Annotated in this window: 23 protein-coding genes; 17 read left to right on the plus strand and 6 right to left on the minus strand. The window is 62.3% G+C overall.

Annotated elements, in window-relative coordinates; genetic code table 11:
- Positions 1–59: 59 nt before the first annotated feature.
- The 14 genes from ACQ4MM_RS15485 to ACQ4MM_RS15550 all read left to right on the plus strand — a co-directional run bounded on the left by ACQ4MM_RS15485 (position 60) and on the right by ACQ4MM_RS15550 (position 11,030).
- Entirely contained in the window at positions 60–464 is a 405-nt protein-coding gene (locus tag ACQ4MM_RS15485; protein WP_431478175.1) for a hypothetical protein, read from the plus strand.
- Positions 465–497: 33 nt separating this feature from the next.
- Positions 498–1,838, plus strand: a complete 1,341-nt coding sequence (locus ACQ4MM_RS15490; protein ID WP_431478176.1) for a hypothetical protein — start codon at positions 498–500, stop codon at positions 1,836–1,838.
- A gap of 94 nt (positions 1,839–1,932) precedes the next feature.
- Positions 1,933–2,694 (plus strand): uracil-DNA glycosylase, encoded by a 762-nt coding sequence (locus ACQ4MM_RS15495; RefSeq protein WP_431478177.1) that lies wholly within the window; start codon positions 1,933–1,935, stop codon positions 2,692–2,694.
- A gap of 159 nt (positions 2,695–2,853) precedes the next feature.
- A complete protein-coding gene (gene iscR, locus ACQ4MM_RS15500; RefSeq protein WP_057259448.1) occupies positions 2,854–3,336 on the plus strand; it encodes a Fe-S cluster assembly transcriptional regulator IscR in 483 nt (160 codons plus the stop codon).
- Positions 3,337–3,354: 18 nt separating this feature from the next.
- Positions 3,355–4,620, plus strand: coding sequence for an IscS subfamily cysteine desulfurase (locus ACQ4MM_RS15505; RefSeq protein ID WP_431478178.1), 1,266 nt, complete (start codon positions 3,355–3,357; stop codon positions 4,618–4,620).
- Positions 4,621–4,658: 38 nt separating this feature from the next.
- Positions 4,659–5,042 (plus strand): Fe-S cluster assembly scaffold IscU, encoded by a 384-nt coding sequence (gene iscU, locus ACQ4MM_RS15510; protein WP_028104361.1) that lies wholly within the window; start codon positions 4,659–4,661, stop codon positions 5,040–5,042.
- 18 nt (positions 5,043–5,060) lie between these two features.
- Positions 5,061–5,384, plus strand: a complete 324-nt coding sequence (gene iscA / locus ACQ4MM_RS15515) for an iron-sulfur cluster assembly protein IscA (protein WP_431478179.1) — start codon at positions 5,061–5,063, stop codon at positions 5,382–5,384.
- 4 nt (positions 5,385–5,388) lie between these two features.
- A complete protein-coding gene (gene hscB, locus ACQ4MM_RS15520; RefSeq protein WP_431478180.1) occupies positions 5,389–5,904 on the plus strand; it encodes a Fe-S protein assembly co-chaperone HscB in 516 nt (171 codons plus the stop codon).
- 21 nt (positions 5,905–5,925) lie between these two features.
- Positions 5,926–7,806, plus strand: coding sequence for a Fe-S protein assembly chaperone HscA (hscA, locus tag ACQ4MM_RS15525; protein ID WP_431478181.1), 1,881 nt, complete (start codon positions 5,926–5,928; stop codon positions 7,804–7,806).
- Between the two features lie 17 nt (positions 7,807–7,823).
- Positions 7,824–8,165, plus strand: a complete 342-nt coding sequence (gene fdx / locus ACQ4MM_RS15530; protein ID WP_055935517.1) for an ISC system 2Fe-2S type ferredoxin — start codon at positions 7,824–7,826, stop codon at positions 8,163–8,165.
- 16 nt (positions 8,166–8,181) lie between these two features.
- Positions 8,182–8,376 (plus strand): Fe-S cluster assembly protein IscX, encoded by a 195-nt coding sequence (iscX, locus tag ACQ4MM_RS15535; RefSeq protein WP_431478210.1) that lies wholly within the window; start codon positions 8,182–8,184, stop codon positions 8,374–8,376.
- Positions 8,363–9,283, plus strand: a complete 921-nt coding sequence (locus tag ACQ4MM_RS15540) for a class I SAM-dependent methyltransferase (RefSeq protein ID WP_431478182.1) — start codon at positions 8,363–8,365, stop codon at positions 9,281–9,283. Before iscX ends, ACQ4MM_RS15540 begins: the two co-directional genes overlap by 14 nt.
- A gap of 104 nt (positions 9,284–9,387) precedes the next feature.
- On the plus strand, positions 9,388–10,347 hold the full coding sequence (ltaE, locus tag ACQ4MM_RS15545) for a low-specificity L-threonine aldolase (protein ID WP_431478211.1): 960 nt from the start codon (positions 9,388–9,390) through the stop codon (positions 10,345–10,347).
- Positions 10,347–11,030 carry an RNA pseudouridine synthase gene (locus ACQ4MM_RS15550; RefSeq protein WP_431478183.1) on the plus strand — a complete coding sequence of 228 codons (684 nt, stop codon included), beginning with the start codon at positions 10,347–10,349 and terminating at the stop codon, positions 11,028–11,030. The genes ltaE and ACQ4MM_RS15550 overlap by 1 nt, the downstream gene beginning before the upstream one ends.
- Positions 11,031–11,092: 62 nt before the next feature.
- Here ACQ4MM_RS15550 and ACQ4MM_RS15555 read toward each other — a convergent pair whose 3' ends face one another.
- Positions 11,093–11,320, minus strand: a complete 228-nt coding sequence (locus tag ACQ4MM_RS15555) for a DUF2798 domain-containing protein (protein ID WP_431478184.1) — start codon at positions 11,318–11,320, stop codon at positions 11,093–11,095.
- A 98-nt stretch (positions 11,321–11,418) separates the two neighbouring features.
- Here ACQ4MM_RS15555 and ACQ4MM_RS15560 point away from each other — a divergent pair, with 98 nt between their 5' ends.
- From ACQ4MM_RS15560 to ACQ4MM_RS15570, 3 genes are read left to right on the plus strand one after another with little or no spacing between them, the layout of a single operon-like run.
- Positions 11,419–12,318 carry a LysR family transcriptional regulator gene (locus ACQ4MM_RS15560; RefSeq protein ID WP_431478185.1) on the plus strand — a complete coding sequence of 300 codons (900 nt, stop codon included), beginning with the start codon at positions 11,419–11,421 and terminating at the stop codon, positions 12,316–12,318.
- Positions 12,318–12,968, plus strand: a complete 651-nt coding sequence (locus ACQ4MM_RS15565) for a hypothetical protein (protein ID WP_431478186.1) — start codon at positions 12,318–12,320, stop codon at positions 12,966–12,968. Before ACQ4MM_RS15560 ends, ACQ4MM_RS15565 begins: the two co-directional genes overlap by 1 nt.
- 7 nt (positions 12,969–12,975) lie before the next feature.
- The gene (locus ACQ4MM_RS15570; protein WP_431478187.1) at positions 12,976–13,269 is read left to right on the plus strand and encodes a hypothetical protein; all 294 of its coding nucleotides are present in this window, start codon (positions 12,976–12,978) and stop codon (positions 13,267–13,269) included.
- Here ACQ4MM_RS15570 and ACQ4MM_RS15575 read toward each other — a convergent pair.
- From ACQ4MM_RS15575 to ACQ4MM_RS15595, 5 genes are all read right to left on the minus strand, one after another.
- On the minus strand, positions 13,253–14,059 hold the full coding sequence (locus ACQ4MM_RS15575) for a class I SAM-dependent methyltransferase (RefSeq protein ID WP_431478188.1): 807 nt from the start codon (positions 14,057–14,059) through the stop codon (positions 13,253–13,255). The two genes, ACQ4MM_RS15570 and ACQ4MM_RS15575, sit on opposite strands and share 17 nt — an antisense overlap.
- A gap of 37 nt (positions 14,060–14,096) precedes the next feature.
- Positions 14,097–14,612, minus strand: a complete 516-nt coding sequence (locus tag ACQ4MM_RS15580; protein ID WP_431478189.1) for an RDD family protein — start codon at positions 14,610–14,612, stop codon at positions 14,097–14,099.
- Positions 14,599–15,393 carry a DUF3106 domain-containing protein gene (locus ACQ4MM_RS15585; RefSeq protein WP_431478190.1) on the minus strand — a complete coding sequence of 265 codons (795 nt, stop codon included), beginning with the start codon at positions 15,391–15,393 and terminating at the stop codon, positions 14,599–14,601. The genes ACQ4MM_RS15580 and ACQ4MM_RS15585 overlap by 14 nt, the downstream gene beginning before the upstream one ends.
- Before the next feature lie 87 nt (positions 15,394–15,480).
- Entirely contained in the window at positions 15,481–15,891 is a 411-nt protein-coding gene (locus tag ACQ4MM_RS15590; protein WP_431478191.1) for a DUF3619 family protein, read from the minus strand.
- Positions 15,888–16,577, minus strand: a complete 690-nt coding sequence (locus ACQ4MM_RS15595) for an RNA polymerase sigma factor (protein WP_431478192.1) — start codon at positions 16,575–16,577, stop codon at positions 15,888–15,890. The genes ACQ4MM_RS15590 and ACQ4MM_RS15595 overlap by 4 nt, the downstream gene beginning before the upstream one ends.
- Between the last annotated feature and the right edge of the window lie 144 nt (positions 16,578–16,721).

The raw sequence follows: 16,721 nt of genomic DNA on the forward strand, positions 1-16,721 counted from the left end.
CTGCAACAGCGTCCCCGGCTGCGTTTGACAGCAGGTTGCAAGCAACCGATACTGGGGTGATGACGATGCCGCCTTTCCCTATCCGCAAGGAGTGCCCGCCGGGCGCCTGCGACTGCCAGCGCGAGTCGCTGTTGCAGGACGCGCAAGCCGACATGCGCGTGCTGCGCCTGACGCAGGAGGAAGAGAAGCGCTTGCTCGAGCGCATCGAGGCGATTTCCACCTATGCTGAGCTGATGCGCATCGGCCAGCGGCTGCAAGAGCAGCTTGGCGTCTCGGTGCACATCGCCCCCGGCCCGAACGAAGTGCGCACCGTGCGCGGCTTTCAGATTGCGCTGGGCGATCGGCCGGGCCTGTGCCGCAAGACGCGCCAGGCGGTACCCGCGGCGATACGGAAATGCCTGGATCGCCACCCGGAAATCGCTTTCGCCATCCTGAATGCCCACGATTTGTTTGCTGGGCAGTAAAATATCTTTACTTACTATCAAATCGAAAGCTGTATGTTTTGCAATATTTCGCGCATGCTCGGCATGCCACTCCTGGCTGCTATGCTGTTCCAGGCGCCGGCCTGGGGCCAGGATGTGTCGGCCCGCCTGGGGCAATTGCGCGAGTTTTCCTATCTGGCCAGCAGCAGCACCCTGGCCGAATTGCAGAAACTGAAAGCGCAAGTCGGGCAGTGGCCGCAGCGCGACCAGGCTACCTATTACTCGGTACTCAGCAAGGTTACCCGTAGCTCGGACCGCGCCACCTCGCTGCAGGCGGTGGCAGAGCAGGAGCGCATCGGCCGTCTGCTGGATGATGAAACAATCATCGCCAACAGCTTGCTGGACCGGTCCTACCTGTTTTCCGCACTGGACGATAGGGATGCCGCCAGCAAAAACCTGGAGATGGCGCGCCAGCTGGCCGAACAGACCAGCGACTATGCGCTCCAGGCCAAAGTGCTGCTGACCGTCGGCCAGGATGAAATCCGGCAGGGCAATGGCCGCAAGGGGCTCGACTATATTGACCGCGCCGTGGCGCTGGCGGACAAGTCGGGCCAGCCCCTCGCCCAGTTCATGGCCTTGCGCGCCAGGGTGTACGCATTGAATGGCCTGGCCGGCGGCAGCCAGGAAGCGCTCAAGTCGATCGACGTATTGAAGGCCAAGGCCGAGCTGATTCCGCTCGACGGCCCGCTGATCCGCGCCCGTTACGCCGAGTGGGAAATCGCCGAAAGCGCGGGCCAGGTTGCGCGCGCCCGGGATGCCCTGAATGACGTGGTGGCATGGCTCCAGAAGCATCGCATGGACGAAGATGTGCCCGAACTGCAGGTCACGCTGGCCGATATGAGCCTGAAAAGCCAGGATTACAAGGAGGCGTTGTCGCTCAGCCAGGAATCCAAAAAGGCGGCCCTGGCGACCGGCAACACCGAAATGGCGGAGATTTCGCAGTTCAACGAGGGGATTGCCCTGATCTACCTGGGCCAGCTGGATGCGGGGCGCGAGGCGATCGAGGCGGTCAACATCGAGATGATGGATGCCGACGCGCTGTCCGAATATGCGCGGGCGCTGGAGTACGTCGGCCTGAAAGAGCTTGCCCTGCAGGTCTATGCCAGGGCCAGGCGCAAGGCGCTGGACGCCAGCACCGCCCAGTCCCAGCTCCAGAAAAAAGAGCGCGAAGACGAAGAGCTGCTGCGCCAGAAAGATGAAAACTCCAAAGAGTTGCGCAACCAGTCGAAGCTGCGGCTGGCCTGGTCGGTCGCCGCAGCGCTGGCCGCGGCCGCCTTGCTTGCGGTGCTCTTCCTGTATCGCAAGCTGCGCGCGGCCAATGTCAAGCTGAAGAATTCCGACTCGCTGGCGGAATAGACAGCGCCGGGCGAAGCCGCGCTGCCGCGCCAGCCGTAGACCGCGCTGGCTGGCGGCGATACAATCTCGCCTTTGCCCATCGCCGACAGCCGACATGACGATTCCCCGCCCCATCCTGCAAGCGCTCGAGCGCGCCCACCCTTCGTGGCGCCCGGTGCTGGAACGCGGCCTGCAGGCGATGGCGGCGGCCAACCCGGCCTACCTGCCTGAACTGGCGGCCGACAGCTACCTGCCGACCGAACTGCGCTTGTTTGCCGCCTTCCAGCAGCCGCTCGGCCAGGTACGCTATGTGCTGGTGGGCGAGGGCCCGTATCCGCGTGCCGAAAGCGCCACGGGCGTGTGCTTCATGGACGGCGCCGTGCAGGGCCTGTGGTCGGAAGAAGCGGGCGGCGGCCTGTCCAAGCCGGTCAACAAGGCCACGTCGCTGCGTAACTTCATGAAAATGCTGCTGGTTGCCGACGGCCAGCTTGACGAGTCGAATACCGCCGGCGAAGCACTGGCTGCCTGCTCGACCCGCGCCAAATCCGGCGCCGCCATCCAGACCCTGGCCGAGATGCAGGAACGCCTGCACGGCCATGGCTTCCTGCTGCTGAATGCCTCGCTGGTGTTTCGCTCACACGTTGCTCCTGTGAAAGATGCCAAGGCCTGGCTGCCATTCTTCGACACGGTGATGCAGGCCCTGGCCATCCAGCAACCGAAATTGATTCTATGGGGAAAGATCGCCGAGCAGCTCAACAAACTGCCTAGCGTGCAGGCGCTGCCGCAAATCGTGGCGGAGCACCCCTACAACCTGTCGTTTATTGCCAATAAGGAAATGCAGGCGCTGTTCGGCCCGATGGGATTGCTGAAGCGCTGATTGGCGGCCTGCGTCGGCGCGAATTGCCCCCTCGGACACTGGGGGGCGCGTCCGGCAAGGTCTGCGCAACTCTGTTATACTTGACTAAATCGTTCAAGTAATCAGGTTTTGATGTGCGAGAACAGAACGATATTTTAACTGAGTTGAACCGAGGTTGTGATGCGTCTGACTACCAAAGGCCGTTTTGCAGTGACTGCGATGATTGACCTGGCTATGCGCCAGGGCAAGGGTCCGGTGACGCTCTCCGGAATCAGCCAGCGCCAGTCGATTTCCCTGTCTTATCTCGAACAATTGTTCGGCAAGCTGCGCCGCCACGAAATCGTGGAGTCGATCCGCGGCCCTGGCGGCGGCTACAGCCTGGCCCGCAAGGCAGACAAGGTGACCGTCGCCGACATCATTATCGCTGTCGACGAACCGCTCGATGCAACCCAGTGCGGCGGCAAGGAGAACTGCCACGGCGCGGACCACGCGAATGGCGCCCGCTGCATGACCCACGAACTGTGGGCCACCCTGAACGAAAAGATGGTCGATTACCTGGATTCCGTGTCGCTGCAGGACCTGGTGGACCAGCAAAAAGCCAAAGCCGCTGCGGAGCAGCCAGTCCATGTGCACCGCAACAGCAACCAAGCAGCCCTCGGTTAACCGAATTGGAGTAAATAGATGAATGCCCCCGAAAAGAACGTCGCCCAGGTAGCACCGGTAGAATTCAAGACCGCGCCGCACTTCCCGATTTACATGGACTACTCGGCCACCACGCCGATCGATCCACGCGTTGCGGACAAGATGATCCCTTACCTGCGCGAACAGTTCGGCAACCCGGCATCCCGCAGCCACATGTATGGCTGGACCGCGGAAGCAGCGGTGGAAGAAGCGCGCGGCCACGTGGCCGCCCTGGTCAATGCCGACCCGCGCGAAATCATCTGGACCTCCGGCGCCACGGAATCGAACAACCTCGCCCTGAAAGGCGCGGCCAATTTCTACAAGTCCAAGGGCAAGCACATCATCACCGTGAAAACCGAGCACAAATCCGTGCTGGACACCGTGCGTGAACTGGAGCGCCAGGGCTTCGACGCCACCTACCTGGACACCCAGGACAATGGCCTGATCACCATCGAACAGCTGGAAGCCGCTGTGCGTCCGGATACCATCCTGATCTCGGTCATGATGGTCAACAACGAAATCGGCGTGATCCAGCCGATCAAGGAAATCGCCGCTTTCTGCCGCAAGAAAGGCATCATCTTCCACTGCGACGCCGCGCAAGCGACCGGCAAGGTGGCGATCGACCTGCAAGACCTGAAGGTCGACCTGATGACCTTCACCGCGCACAAGACCTACGGCCCGAAAGGCGTTGGCGCCCTGTACGTCTGCCGCAAGCCGCGCGTGCGCATCGAAGCACAGATGCACGGCGGTGGCCATGAGCGCGGCCTGCGCTCCGGCACCCTGCCAACCCACCAGATCGTGGCGATGGGCGAAGCGTTCCGCCTGGCCAAGGAAGAAATGGATTCCGAAATCGCCCGCATCCGCGCACTGCGCGACCGCCTGGCGACGGGCCTGCAGGAAATCGAAGAAACCTACGTCAACGGCGACATGGATCACCGTGTGCCGCACAACCTGAACGTAAGCTTCAACTTCGTGGAAGGCGAGTCCCTGATCATGGCCGTGAAAGACCTGGCCGTGTCGTCCGGTTCCGCCTGCACCTCGGCTTCGCTGGAACCATCGTACGTGCTGCGCGCCCTGGGCCGCAGCGATGAACTGGCGCACAGCTCGATCCGTTTCACCATCGGCCGCTTCACCACCGAGAAAGACGTCGACTTCGCCGTCGAACTGCTGAAAGGCAAAGTGGGCAAGCTGCGCGAACTGTCCCCGCTGTGGGAAATGTACAAGGACGGTGTGGACCTCTCCACCATCCAGTGGGCAGCGCACTAAGCGCCAAGCAGAATTCTTAAGATTACAGGAGCATCAAAATGGCATACTCGGAAAAAGTCCTCGACCACTACGAAAACCCGCGCAACGTCGGTTCCTTTGAAAAAGGCGACGAAACCGTCGGTACCGGCATGGTCGGCGCACCTGCTTGCGGCGACGTGATGAAGCTGCAGATCAAGGTCGGCGCGGACGGCAAGATCGAAGACGCGAAATTCAAGACCTACGGCTGCGGCTCGGCAATCGCCTCCAGCTCGCTGGTGACCGAATGGGTGAAGGGCAAGTCGCTGGACGAAGCGTTGGCCATCAAGAACACCCAGATCGCGGAAGAACTGGCACTGCCGCCAGTGAAGATCCACTGCTCCATCCTGGCGGAAGACGCCATCAAAGCAGCTGTGAACGACTACAAGGCAAAACACGGCGCCTAATCAGCGCGCGGAGGAAGTATGGCAATCACCCTGACCGAAAAAGCAGCCAAGCATATCAACCGCTACATCGAGCGTCGCGGCAAGGGCATTGGCCTGCGCTTTGGCGTTCGCACGACCGGCTGCTCCGGTCTGGCCTACAAGCTGGAATACGTGGACGAAGTGCCGCCGGAAGATTCCGTCTTCGAGTCGTTCGGCGTGAAGGTCTTCGTTGACCCGAAAAGCCTGCCGTACATCGACGGCACCGAGCTGGATTTTGCGCGCGAAGGCCTGAACGAAGGCTTCAAGTTCAATAACCCGAACGAGAAGGATGCATGCGGCTGCGGCGAAAGCTTCCGCATTTGATATCGTGCAGAACCACTTCGAACTCTTCCAGCTTCCCCAGCAGTTCGCCGTCGATACGGGCGCCCTGGACACCGCCTACCGCGAAGTCCAGAGCCGCGTCCATCCGGACAAATTCGTCAACGCCACCGATGCCGAAAAGCGCGTCGCCATGCAATGGTCGACCCGCTCCAACGAGGCCTACCAGACCCTGAAGAATCCGCAGAAGCGCGCGCAATACCTGTGCGAGCTGAATGGCGTTGATTTGAAGATGGAATCCAACACGGCCATGCCGATGGAATTCCTGATGCAGCAGATGGAGTGGCGCGAAGAGCTGTCCGAGGCGCGCGCCGACAAGGATGCCGACCTGCTGGACAAGCTGGACGGCCAGTTGCGCAGCGCGCGCAAGGCCCAGTTGTTTGAGATCGAGCAGCATTGCAACGCCGGTGACTATCACGCTGTCGCGCAAGGTGTGCGCGCGCTGATGTTCATCGAAAAATTCGGCGAAGAAGTGCGCTTCGCTTACGACGCCATCGAGGCGTAAAAGAAAAATACAGGTTTCACCATGGCTCTTTTGCAGATTTCCGAACCGGGCATGTCGACCGCCCCGCACCAGCACCGCCTGGCAGTGGGGATCGACCTCGGCACCACCAATTCGCTGGTAGCGACCGTCCGCAGCAGCATTCCTGAAGTGCTGAACGACGAAGACGGCCATCCGCTGCTGCCGTCCGTGGTGCGTTACCTGCCAAACGGCCATGCCAACATCGGCTACAAGGCGCAGGCCCACCAGACCACCGATCCGAAGAACACCATCGTGTCGGTCAAGCGCTTCATGGGCCGCGGCCTGAAGGACATCGCCTACGCCGAAAACCTGCCCTACGATTTCGTCGATGCGCCCGGCATGGTGCAGCTGAAGACTGTCGCCGGCGTGAAGTCGCCGGTCGAAGTGTCGGCCCAGATCCTTGCCACCCTGCGCCAGCGCGCGGAAGACTCGCTGGGCGACGACCTGGTCGGCGCCGTGATCACCGTGCCGGCGTATTTCGACGAAGCGCAGCGCCAGGCCACCAAGGATGCCGCGCAACTGGCCGGCATCAACGTGCTGCGCCTGCTGTCCGAACCGACTGCTGCTGCCATTGCCTACGGCCTGGATAATGGATCGGAAGGCATCTTCGCCGTCTATGACCTGGGCGGCGGCACCTTCGACATCTCGATCCTCAAGCTGTCCAAAGGCGTGTTCGAAGTGCTGGCCACCGGCGGCGACTCCGCGCTGGGCGGCGACGATTTCGACCACCGCCTGTTCTGCTGGGTGCACGAGCAGGAAAAGCTGGCGCCGCTGTCCGACGAAGACACCGCCACCCTGATGGTGAAAGCGCGCGAAGCGAAAGAGCTGCTGTCGACCAAGTCCGAAGTGACCATCGATGCCATGCTGCGCTCGGGCGAAGAAGTGCACCAGCGCATCACCCCTGAAATTTTCGCCGACATCACCAAGCACCTGGTTGCCAAGACCATGAACGCCGTGAAGAAAGCCCTGCGCGACGCCAGCCTCGACGCCGACGATATCGACGGCGTGGTCATGGTCGGCGGCGCCACCCGCATGCCGCACGTACAGCGTGCGGTGGGCGAATACTTCCATACCATCCCGCACGCCAATATCGACCCGGACAAAGTGGTTGCGCTGGGCGCCGCCATCCAGGCCAACCTGCTGGCCGGTAACCGCGCCGCAGGCGACGACTGGCTGCTGCTGGACGTGATCCCGCTCTCGCTGGGCATTGAAACGATGGGCGGCCTGGTTGAAAAGATCATCCCGCGCAACTCTACCATTCCATGCGCCCGCGCGCAGGAGTTCACTACCTTCAAGGACGGCCAGACCGCGTTGGCGGTGCATGTGCTGCAGGGCGAGCGCGAACTGGTGAGCGACTGCCGCTCGCTGGCCCGCTTCGAGCTGCGCGGCATCCCGCCGATGGCCGCCGGCGCGGCGCGCATCCGCATCACCTACCAGGTGGACGCCGACGGCCTGCTGTCGGTCTCCGCGCGCGAGCTGCGCTCCAACGTTGAAGCCTCGATCACCGTCAAGCCATCCTACGGCCTGGGTGACGACGACGTGGCGCGCATGCTGTCCGAATCGCACACCGAAGCGGAAGCCGACATGAAAGCCCGCGCCCTGCGCGAAGAACAGGTGGAAGCCGAACGCATCATGCTGGCCACCCAGTCCGCGCTGGACGAAGACGGCACGCTGCTGAACGACGAAGAGCGCGCCGCCGTCAACGCCCTGATGGCCGCCACCATGGACGTGCTGGTGAAATCCGGCAGCGGCGAAGCCGACCACTACGCGGTGAAAGCCGCTTACGAAGCCCTGGCCCAGGGCACCGAAGAATTCGCATCGCGCCGCATGGACCGCAGCGTGCGCAGCGCACTGGCCGGCAAGACGCTGGACCAGGTTGTTTAATTGACCGAGGAATAGAAGTGCCACAAATCGTCATCCTGCCGCATGCCAAGCTGTGCCCCGAAGGCGCCGTGATCGAAACCGAAGCAGGGAAGTCCGTGTGCGACGTCCTGCTGGAAAACGACATCCACATCGAACACGCCTGCGAGAAGTCCTGCGCCTGCACCACTTGCCACGTGCTGGTGCGTGAAGGCTTCAACTCGCTGAACGAAGCGACCGACACCGAAGAAGACCTGCTGGACAAAGCCTGGGGCCTGGAAGCCTGCTCGCGCCTGTCATGCCAGTCCATCGTGGCGGAAGAAGACCTGGTCATCGAAATTCCGAAGTACACGATCAACCACGCCAGCGAAGGCGGCCACTGAGCCGAGGTGCACCATGCTGAAATGGAGTGATGTCACGGCGATTGCCGAAGCCCTGTACGACAAGTTCCCGGATGTCGACCCGACCACCGTGCGCTTTGTCGACCTGCACAACTGGATCGTTGACCTGGAAGGTTTCGACGACGACCACAAGCGCGGCGGCGAAAAGGTACTGGAAGCCATCCAGCAGGCGTGGATCGATGAAGCGCAATAAGTCCGCCAGCGGCGCCAAGCCGGCGCCAGCGCCGCTGCCGACCACCGTCACCGACATCCCTGAAGTGAAGCCCGGCCAATCGGTCGCGCTGCTGCAGGAGCTGCACATCCTCACCCGCGACGGCAAGCTGAATCAGGATAGCCGCCGCAAGCTGAAACAGGTCTACCATCTTTACCAGTTCATCGAACCGCTGCTGAACGACGTCCGTTCCGCCAAAGGCGCTGTCTCGCTGGTCGACCACGGGGCGGGGAAGTCCTACCTCGGCTTCATCATCTACGACCTGTTCTTCAAGGCGCTGGGCGACGACTCGCACATTTACGGCATCGAAACCCGCGAAGAACTGGTGGCGCGTTCCGAAGAACTCGCGCGTAAGTTCGACTTTCCGGGCATGAGTTTCCTGCCGCTGTCGGTAGCCGAATCGACCACCTCCGACAAGCTGCCGGAGCAGATCGACATTGTCACCGCACTGCACGCATGCAATACCGCCACTGACGACGCCATCGACTTCGCGCTGAAGAAAAAGGCCAAGCACATCGTGCTGGTGCCGTGCTGCCAGGCCGAAGTGGCATCCGTGCTGCGCAAGAACAAAGGCTCCTCGCTGGGCAAGAACGTACTGACCGAGTTGTGGCGCCACCCGATCCACACCCGTGAATTCGGCAGCCAGATCACCAACGTGCTACGCTGCCTGCAGCTGGAGTCGCATGGCTACCAGGTCACCGTCACGGAACTCGTAGGCTGGGAGCACTCGATGAAAAATGAGCTGATCGTCGCCACGTACAAGAATCTCCCGCGCCGCAAACCTGCCGAGCGCCTGAAGGAAGTCTTGTCCACCATCGGCCTCGATGAAATGGGCCAACGCTTCTACACTGCCGCCCCTGATGCGGCGGATGCCGAGGTGGCTCCGTGAGCACCGGCTATCCCGCCGGCGCCGTCGCAAGCCCGCTGATCGCGGCTGACGGCGAGCGCTGGATCGATTTGCGCAGCGACACCGTCACCCACCCCAGCGCCGCAATGCGCGAAGCGATGTTCACCGCACAGGTAGGCGATGACGTCTACGGCGACGACCCGACTGTCAACGCCTTGCAAGCCTACGCCGCGGAACTCTTCGGCTACCAGGCGGCACTGTTCGCACCAAGCGGTACGCAAACCAACCTGATCGCCCTGCTGGCCCACTGCGGCAGGGGAGACGAATACCTGGTCGGCCAGGAAGCGCACACCTACAAATACGAAGGTGGCGGCGCCGCGGTCCTGGGCAGCATCCAACCGCAGCCGATCATCAACCAGGCCGACGGCAGCATCGCCCTGCAAGACATTGAAGCCGCCATCAAGCCGAACGACTTCCATTTCGCCCGCAGCAAACTGCTGGCGCTGGAAAACACCATCGGCGGCAAAGTCCTGCCGCAGCAATACGTCGCGCAAGCCACCAGCCTCGCCCGCGCGCGCGGCCTGGCCACCCACCTCGACGGCGCCCGCATCTGCAACGCCGCGGTCAAGCAAGGCATCTCGCTGAAGGACGCGGTGACAGGCTTCGACAGCGTCTCCGTCTGCCTGAGCAAAGGCCTCGGCGCCCCCGTCGGCTCGGTCCTGTGCGGCAGCAAGGAATTGATCGAGCAGGGCAAGCGCTGGCGCAAGATGCTTGGCGGCGGCATGCGCCAGGCCGGCGTGATCGCAGCCGCAGGACTCTACGCACTGCAGAACAATGTGCAGCGCCTGGCCGAAGACCACGCCAACGCAAGCTGGCTAGCCTCGGAACTGGCGAAGATCGGCGTACTGCAAGTCAGCGTGCCGCAAACGAACATCCTGTTCGTCACCATGCCGCGCGATGCCTGCGAAGGCCTGAATGCCGCGCTGGCAGCAGAACGGATCCGCGTCTCGATGGCGCCGACCTTGCGCCTCGTGACCCACCTGGACGCAACGCGCGCCGACCTCGAACACGTCGCCGCCGTAATCGCCCACTACTTCAAGCAATAATGAACAACGAAGACAACACTCTCCGCCTCGCCAAGCGCGTGGCGGACATGGTCCCATGCTCGCGCCGCGAAGCAGAGAACTACATCGAAGGCGCCTACGTCACGGTTGACGGTGAAGTGGTCGAAGAGCCGGGCGCCCGCGTCGAACCCGGGCAAGAAGTCGCGCTAGCGCCAGACGCAACCCTGCTCGACATCGCGCCCGTCACGATCCTGCTGAACAAACCAGCCGGCGCCGACGCGCTGGCCTGCCTGCTGCCCGAAGCGCGCAGCAAAGACGCACAGCGCATGCGCTTCCTCAAGCGACACCTGCGTAATTTGACCGCCTGCCAGGCGCTCGACAAGCAAGCCAGCGGCCTGTTCGTGTTCACGCAAGACTTCCGCATTGCGCGCAAGCTGGTGGACGAAGGCGCCACGGTCGAACAAGAGTTGATCGTCGACGTCGAAGGCGAGATGAGCGAGAACGGCCTGACGCTGCTCAATCAAGGAGCTGGCAAAGTAAGCTGGCAAAACGAGCACCGCCTGCGCTTCGCGATCAAACCACCCAAGCCAGCCCTGGTCGCCAAGCTATGCGCCGACGTCGGCCTGAAAGCCACGGCCGTCAAGCGCCAACGCATCGGCCGCATCTCCATGTCCGGCCTGCAGCCAGGCGAATGGCGCTACCTGCAAGGCTACGAGCGCTTCTGAACCACCCTTACAGCCGAGTCCGTGTCACACCTTGGGGTCACACCCCAAGTGTGACACGGGCTCTAGCGTAGGGCGGCAGCGAGGCGCAAGGTGACGCGCTGCACCATCGGTGCGATCGTCATCACGGCGAAGAAGGCGGCGGGCCAGGCGGCGAGGAAAGCATGCCCCCAGCGCGCCGCATATTCTGGATGGAAGCCGATATTCAGCCAGGTGATCCAGCCGCTCATGATCACCGTCATCAGGAGCGACATCAGGGCCGCAAAAGTCAACCGGGTACGCAGGTCAGTCATGGTTTTCTCCAGCAATTTGTCGAATGGCTCAAGCGTAGTCAATTCCGTTGGAGTACACTAGAGACGAAATTTCAATCTCTAATTCCAAAAATGGAATCATGCTTGATGACCTTGCCCTCTTCATCGCCATCGTCGAAGCCGGCAGCTTGAACGCTGCCGCCGAGAAGGAAGGGCTGCCAACCGCCACCGTCACGCGCCGCTTGCAGAAGCTGGAATCCGGGCTGGGCTACCGCCTTTTGCACCGTAGCGCGCGCCGCACCATGCTGACAGCCGAGGGAACCCAATACTACGAACAATGCCGTCCCCTGGTGCAGGCGCTGCGCCAGGCTACCTTGCGCCTGGACGCCACGCTGGGCGCCATCGAAGGCACGATCCGCGTCCTGGCACCGGTAAATTTTGCCAGCGAAATCCTGGCGCCGGCCTGGGCCAGCTTCCTTGAGCAATATCCCCGCGTGCAGCTCGAACTGGAACTGTCCAACGAGGTGCAGGACCTGGTCGGCAGCGGCGCCGATCTGGCAATCCGCATCGGCGCGATGGCCGATTCCACGCTCACGCAGCGCAAGCTTGGCGACGTGCGGCTGGTGTTGGCGGCATCGCCGGCCTACCTGGCCCGCAACGGTACTCCGCGCAATGTGACGGAACTGGAAGGGCATTCCACGATCGCAACGCTGCCCTTGCGCGAATGGCACGTGCAAGACCCCAGCACGGGAGCCCACTTCGTGCTGCACCCCGATCCGCGCGTGCGCGTTAACGAAGTACGGCTGGCGGTGATGATGGCGGAGGCGGGGCTCGGCATCGTCCTGGCGCCGGAGCTGCAATGCCACGCCAGCCTGGAGTCTGGCGCGCTGGTGCGGCTGCTGCCCGGCTGGACGTCGCGTGAGCGTAGCGTCTACGCCGTCTGGTCGCAGCAGCGCTACTTGCCGGCCCGCGTGCGCGCCTTGCTTGAGCACCTGGCGGCTTTCACCGCCCAACATCCTTTACTTGCCGGAGATATTTGATGCGCGCCTGCCTGCTCTTGTTCCTGTTGGTACTGCAGCCCTTTGGCGCCATGGCCGCGGGCCCCGGATGCCCGTCGCGGGGTGGCGAGGATGTCTGGTCGGCCACCTGCTTTACGGAGCGGGCCGGTGTGCGCCAACTCAAGCCGCAGTACCTGCGTAAGCTCGCCTTTGAAAAATCCGGCAAGGCAGTCATTGTCATCGACTCCTGGCCGCGCGAAGTGGCGGCCCTGGACCGGCGTGGCCGGGTCGTCGTGCCGGGCATCTACCACACCAGCGACTTCGACTATCCCTACGCCCCAAAGGGCGTGGCCCGTTATGCGGATCAAAGCGGCAAATGCGGCTACTTCCAGTCGAGTTCTTTCACGATCCTGGTACCGGCTGTGTATGATCATTGCATTGCCTTCCACGACGGCGAAGAGGCCAACGCCTGCATCGACTGCGAAATGTACTGCACGCATCCCGATTGCTATGACTTGCGCCTGGTGGGCGGCACCGGATTTGACCTGGATGCCGAAGGAAGGGTGCTGAGGCGTTATCCGCTGCCGGAACTCGATAAGACCTGCAGCCATGGCATCCAGAAGCTGGTGCGGGAGGGCCGCCGCCGCTACCTGGAATGCAAAGACGATCCCAACTCACCATTCAAGCTATGATGGCGTTATGGACAATGATTTCTGCCTCGTTCGCCGCTGCCTGATTCCGGCGGATGCCTTCATCCTGTGCGGCTGCCTGCGTGCGGCGGGCCTGAATGCGACGGTGATGGACGACCAGCACGTGCAGGCGGCCTTCCTGCTGGCGCCGGCCATTGGCGGCGCGCGCGTCATGGTGCCGCAAGATGAACTGGGCCAGGCGATGGACGTCGTCGCTGCTTTCGAGCGCGGCGAGTTTGCGCTGGGCGACGACGAGGATGTGGGCGAGGGCGCCCGGGTCTACGAGTTCACGCCTCGCAAGTAAACACGAGCGCCTGCATCTTGCCTTCAATGGCGCCGCTGCCGAATTTCTCGGTCAGCGCGGCGATCGCCGCATCGGTCGCTTCCTGCAGGCGCGCCGGATCGCGCGCTTCTATGTCCGCCCGTAACGGAGAACCCTGGCACAGCGCAATAGCAGTGGAAGTTGCGGACTGCGCGCGGCTGGTCGCCGTTACCACTTCATGCGTGATGTTTCCGCTCCAGCCGCCGCGTTTCAGTTCTTCGAGGATCACGTCGACGTCGTGCCAACCATACGGCACGCGCGCCAGGAAGCGCGGCGGATCGTCCGGGAAAACCTTGGCCAAAGCATGGTTGATGGTGGCGGAAAAATCGTTATGGCTGATGCCATCCCACACATTGAAGCAATAGAGACCGCCAGGCTTCAGCACACGGCGGGCTTCGCTGAAACCGCGCACCTTGTCGGGAAAGAACATCACGCCGAACTGGCATGCCACCGCGTCGAAGCTGGCGTCGGGGAAGGGCAGCGCTTGCCCGTCCGCTTGTTGCCATTCAACGTGCGGCGAAACAACGGCTTTGCGCGCCTGTTCCAGCATGGCGGGATTGAGGTCGCTGGCGACGATTTGTGCGGCGGGGATTTCCTGTAGCAGGTGGCGGGTCACTGCGCCGGTGCCGGCCGCCACTTCCAGTATGCGCGAAGGGCGCCGCTGTGCAATGCGGCGCGCCATGTCGATGGCATAAGGGGTGAAGAGGAGCGGCACCATGGCGCGCTCGTAGGTTTCTGGAATTGAGCCAGTGAAGCTGCTGTCCTTGTCCATGGTTGCCTCCCTTGTCCAAGTCCAGTATAGCGAGTGCTCAGGCGGCCTTGGCGCCTTTTTTCTCCGGTTTCGGCAATTGCACCAGGCGGGTGCCGGCGATGCGGTCGTGCAGGAACTGGCGGTCCTTGTCGAGGAAGGCGGTCAGCGACCACAGCAGAACGCTGGCCAGCAAGGCGTACAGCTTGTGCTTATTGCTGAGGTCGGCCGCGTAGGCGACGGTGATGCCGGGCAGGATCCACAGCCAGCACAACAGGTAGCGCAAGGCGGCGGTGCGGATCGGCAAGTACGTTTGGCCCGGCTGCACCAGCTTGATGCGCCAGGTTTGCATGGCCAGGGTCTGGCCTTTGCGGGTCCATTGGTGGATGAAATAGGCACCCAGGATCAGGAAGGCCAGGAACTGGCGCATATGTTCGACCAGTGCGGTGTGGCTGGCCTTGGTTGCGATCTCGAACACCAGGAAAGGCAGGAACAGGGCAGCGAGCGCCAGCAGGATTTCATAGACCATCGCGATCAGGCGACGCTTGATGGTCGGAACAGCGTTATTTGCTTGCATTAGAAACCGCTGGTGGCGCGCTCAGCGCGGCAGGGGGAACGGAGGCCGGCGCAGTCGCTTCCGCCGCCGGCACCGCTGGGCTGGTGGCTGGCGCGGCAGCCGGAGTGGCCGCTGCGGCGGCTCCCGGCGCAGCAGCTGGGGCGGCGCTTGCACCGGCAGTGGCGGAATTGGCGTTGCCCACACCCTGGGCGCTGCCCGGCGGCACTATGGCCGGCGAGCCCTGCGGCAAGCCGATCGGCGCTGGCGGCACGGTGCCGGGTGGTACGGTGCCCGGTGCCCGCACCAGGCCATGGCCTTGCGCCTTGACCGGGGCCGGAGTTTTCACGGTGGACTGCGCCAGGCTAGGCGTCTTCACAACCTGGTTATTCTTGGCGGCGCCTGCTTCGGCCAAGGCCTTCTTGGCTTCGTCCGGCAACTGCTGGTATTGCTCCCACTCGGCGGCACGCTGGCCCGGCGGCGTTGCTTTCTTCTGGGCGCGGGCAAAGTTCTCGCGCACCGCCTTGCGCTCGGCAGGCGACAACGCCACCCATTCGCGCATGCGTTCCTGCACACGCGCTTTTTCGTCCGGCTTCATCTTGGCCAGGCGATTGCCGATGGAGATCCATTTTTGCTTGCGTACCGGGCCCAGTTCTTCCCAAGTCGCCTCGAGCGGCGCCAAAGCTTGTTGCTGGGCTGGTTTCAGGTCGGACCAGTGGGGCTTTTCACCGACTGGCTTGGCAGGCGCTGCAGCGGAGGTGGCAGTCGAAGGTACCGGCGCTGGAGGCGAAGCAGGGCGGCTCACCAGCCATACAATGGCAGCGATCCCCACACCCGCTAGTGCGATTGCTCCAGCAACCCATTTTGTCCTGCCACTTGCACGCGCCATACTTTATTGCTCGCGAGTCTCGAGGTAGGCGCCAAAGCCCTGGTCAAGGTAAGCAGACAGCGGCAGCTCATCGGACAGCACTGCGGCGTCCATTTCTGCCAGTTCCACGATCGATTGCTGTTGTTCGTACTGGTACACGCCGACCATGCCGCCCATCAGCAGCAGCAATGGCAGGGCCACGCTGACGCGGTTGAACCAGGCAAACGGGTTGGCAAAGAAGCCCCTGGCGCCGCCAGCCACAGCCGGTGCGGTACGGGTCACGCGCACGCGGGCCGGTGCGTCGCCCTTCTTGCGCTTCATCGCAGCCATGCGGGCTGCGGCCAGGCGATCAGTTGTCGAGGCAGGCAGGTCGTCCAGCTTTTCATTGAGCGCGCGCCGCACGCCGTATGCAAAGTTTGTGTCTTCGGTGTTCATAACTTAATTCCCTTGGCTTTGAGCGATACAGCGAGAGTGTGTGTTGCTCGTGAGCAATGCGTCTTTACGCTCCCTTCGGAACATCCCATCGCTTCGGCAGTTTCTGCTACGTCCATGTCCTGCCAGTAACGCATGAGGAACGCTTCTCGTTGACGCGTAGGCAGTTTTTGCACTTCTTCTTCAATTATTTGCAAGATCTGTGCCCGTTCTACCTGATCCGCACTCGACTCGGCCGCCTGGGAACCCTGTTCAGCCTCGTAGGATTCCAGTATATCAAAGTCCTCATGCTCTTCCTGGCTGGGGCCAAGGCCCGAGAAAAGACTTACCCAGGTATTACGGACTTTTTCGCGACGGAAATAATCAAGTATGGTGGTTTGCAGGATGCGCTGGAACAACGCCGGCAATTCTGCGGCCGGTTTATCGCCGTATTTTTCGGCCAGCTTGATCATTGCGTCCTGCACAATGTCCAGGGCGGACTCGTCCTTTCGGACGGCATAGACCGCCTGTTTGAAGGCGCGGCGCTCGACACTTTCGAGGAAATTCGATAATTCTTTGTCTGTGGCCATGCGTCGGGAAGAGGGCTGCGCTTTATCGCTTGTCTGAACAATCCGGCATTTTAACAAAAAAAGCAGAATAAGCTTGACCAATATGGTGCAGCGCGGTAACGTTAAGGACGCTTTGTACACCACAAGGCTCTCCGGTTCTTCGGCACAGGCACACAAAGCCGTCCTGAAAAGCCAGCTTTCTATTGTCAGCAGTTTGCTCTAACCCGTGCCACAAGCGCGAGAGGTAGGCCAGAAACCGCTGCAAAACTCCGGCCAAACGAGTTG

This window comes from Massilia eburnea, assembly GCF_050709955.1.
GTDB classification, from domain to species: domain Bacteria; phylum Pseudomonadota; class Gammaproteobacteria; order Burkholderiales; family Burkholderiaceae_D; genus Rugamonas; species Rugamonas eburnea_A.